The organism is Curtobacterium sp. B8 (assembly GCF_000333315.1).
Lineage (GTDB): Bacteria > Actinomycetota > Actinomycetes > Actinomycetales > Microbacteriaceae > Curtobacterium > Curtobacterium luteum.
The window spans coordinates 1-2,649 of record NZ_BACW01000177.1 but is presented as its reverse complement, the minus strand read 5'-3'; the positions used below and the strand labels follow the sequence as shown (position 1 = coordinate 2,649).

The window sequence follows — 2,649 nt, the reverse complement described above, 5'->3', positions numbered from 1 at the left end:
TCGTACTTCTCGTTGTCGATGTTCTCTTCAGAGCCGGGGCGGGCCACGTCCTCGAAGAGTTCGTACCCGGAGTACATGCCCCACGTCGGGGCCCCGGTCGCGGCGAGCGCGGCGCGGATCTTGTACCCGGCGCGTCCGCCGAACTGCAGGTACTCGGTGAGGATGTCGGGCGTGTTCACGAAGAGGTTCGGGCGCAGGTACGCGCTCGTCTCGTGGCTGAGCTCGTCGAAGTACGACTCGATCTCCTCGCGGGTGTTCCGCCAGGTGAAGTAGGTGTACGACTGCTGGAACCCGACCTCGGCCAGCGCACGCATCATCGCTGGACGGGTGAACGCCTCGGCGAGGAAGACGGTGTCGGGGTGCTCGTCGCGGATCTCCCGGATGACGCGCTCCCAGAACCACAGCGGCTTCGTGTGCGGGTTGTCGACGCGGAAGATGCGCACGCCGAACGACATCCAGTGCCGGAGCACCCGGAGGACCTCGGCGACGAGGCCTTCGGGGTCGGCGTCGAACTGGATCGGGTAGATGTCCTGGTAGCGCTTCGGGGGGTTCTCGGCGGTCGCGATGGAGCCGTCCGCGCGTTGCGTGAACCAGTCGGGGTGCTCGGTCACCCACGGGTGGTCGGGCGAGCACTGCAGGGCGAAGTCGAGGGCGACCTCCATCCCGGTGTTCTTCGCGGTCTCGACGAACTCCCGGAAGTCGTCCTCGGTGCCGAGGTCGGGGTGGATCGCGTCGTGGCCGCCGTCGGCCGAGCCGATGGCCCAGGGGCTCCCGGGGTCGTGCGGGCCCGCGGTGAGCGTGTTGTTCGGGCCCTTGCGCGCGGTGGTCCCGATGGGGTGGATCGGCGGGAGGTACACGACGTCGAAGCCCATCCGGGCGACCGCGGGGAGCCGACGTGCGGCGGTGCGGAAGTCACCGCTCTTCCACGAGCCGTCGGCGTTCTTCTTCGCGCCTTCGCTGCGGGGGAAGAACTCGTACCAGGCGCCGACCCCGGCGCGGGTGCGTTCGACGTCGAGCAGCTGCGTCGGCGAGTGCGTGCGCAGCGAGGTCAGGGGGGAGTCCTCGACCTCGCCGGTGATGCGGGCGTCGTCGATCGCGGCGAGCCGCTCGGCGGGTTCGAGGGAGGTGTCGCGGATGCGTGCCGCGGCCCGGGCCGCGGCGGGGGAGTCGGTCTCGCTCGCGAGGCGGTCCAGCAGGACACCGCCGTCGAGGAGCGTGGCCTCGGTGTCCACCCCGGCGGCGATCTTGAGTCGGGCGGCGTGCACCCAGGTGGCCCAGTCGTCGGAGAACGACTCGACGTGCCAGGACCACACGCCGACGTGGTCGACCTGCACGGTGGCCTCGTAGCGGTCCGTGCCGGGCGCGACGAGGGTGAGCGGGACGGTGCGGGTGCCGCCGTCGGGACGCTCCAGGACGAGGTCGGCGCCGATGATGCCGTGCCCTTCGCGGAACACGGTCGCGCCGAAGGTGATCACCTCGCCGTCGAACGCCTTGCTCGGGTACCCGTTCGGCGTCGTCGGTGCGAGTTGGGTGATGGGGATGCGCCCGGGCTTCGGTCGCCGGGGTCGGTCTGCGGTGGCCACGGAGCCGACGCTACCCGGAAGGCGCGTCGGCGTTCTCCGGAACGCGTGTCGTGTGGACGACGGACGCGAGCGGGGCGGCTGTGGAGGAGCGGCGCCGGACCGGCACCGCGACCGCCTGGAGGCGCGTGGCGGGCCCGCCGCGCGCCTCCAGGCCGGCGACTGGTCGCGACCGTGACGCGATGCCCGCGACGCGACGCCCGGCGCCCTACGCGATCTCGAACACGTGGATGCCCGGACCGTACGCGGTGAACACCTGCCCCGCCGGACGCAGCCGCTGGTGGTCGCGGTGCTTCTCGCTCGACCAGGCGAGCCGGTACCCGAGCACGTCCTCGCGGACCGGCAGCGTGATGTCCCGCGTCCGCCCGCTCCCGTGCACGACGACGAGCACCCGGTCGTACGGTTCGTGCTCGGGGGTCGACTCCACGAAGTACTGCAGCGCGCGGTGGATCGGCTGGTCCCAGCCCTCGACCGTCATCGGGCCGCCGTCCGGGCCGTACCAGGTCATCCGGGACGCCCCGGGGGTCTCCTGCCCCTCGACGCCGAACCGGGTCGGCCGGAGCGCCGGGTGCGCCGCGCGCAACCGCGTGAGCTCCGCGACCGTGGCGGTCGTCGACTCCGCGTCCTCGTCGTCCGACCAGTCCACCGGCGTCAGGTCGTCCGACACGACGTACGCGTTGTTGTTGCCGTGCTGCGTGCGGCTGCGCTCGTCGCCGGCCGTGAGCATCGGCACCCCGGCCGAGAGCAGGAGCGTCCCCAGCAGGTTCCGCATGCTCCGGCCGCGTGCGGCGCGCACACCGCGGTCCGCGGTGTCGCCCTCGATCCCGTGGTTGAACGACCGGTTGTCGTCCGAGCCGTCGCGGTTCTCCTCGCCGTTGGCGTCGTTGTGCTTGCGGTCGTACGACACCAGGTCGAGCAGGGTGAAGCCGTCGTGCGCGGTGACGAAGTTCACGCCGGCGAGCGGTCCGCGCTCGGCGCCGAAGAGGTGCCGCGACCCGGTCAGGGCCCCGGCGAGCGCGCCGATGCCGGTCCGGGGTGCGCCGTTGCGGCGCTCCTCCGCGATGTCGGT

The 2,649-nt window shown here is 72.1% G+C and carries 1 protein-coding gene and 1 pseudogene; both read right to left on the bottom strand.

The genetic code is table 11. The annotated features are described in order from the left end of the window. Window positions 1-1,583: maltotransferase domain-containing protein (locus tag I59_RS04350; RefSeq protein WP_022902821.1), on the bottom strand; the 1,583-nt coding region annotated here is incomplete at its 3' end. 205 nt (window positions 1,584-1,788) lie between these two features. Continuing rightward, window positions 1,789-2,649 (bottom strand): annotated as a pseudogene (locus I59_RS04345) (glycogen debranching enzyme); the annotation flags it as partial.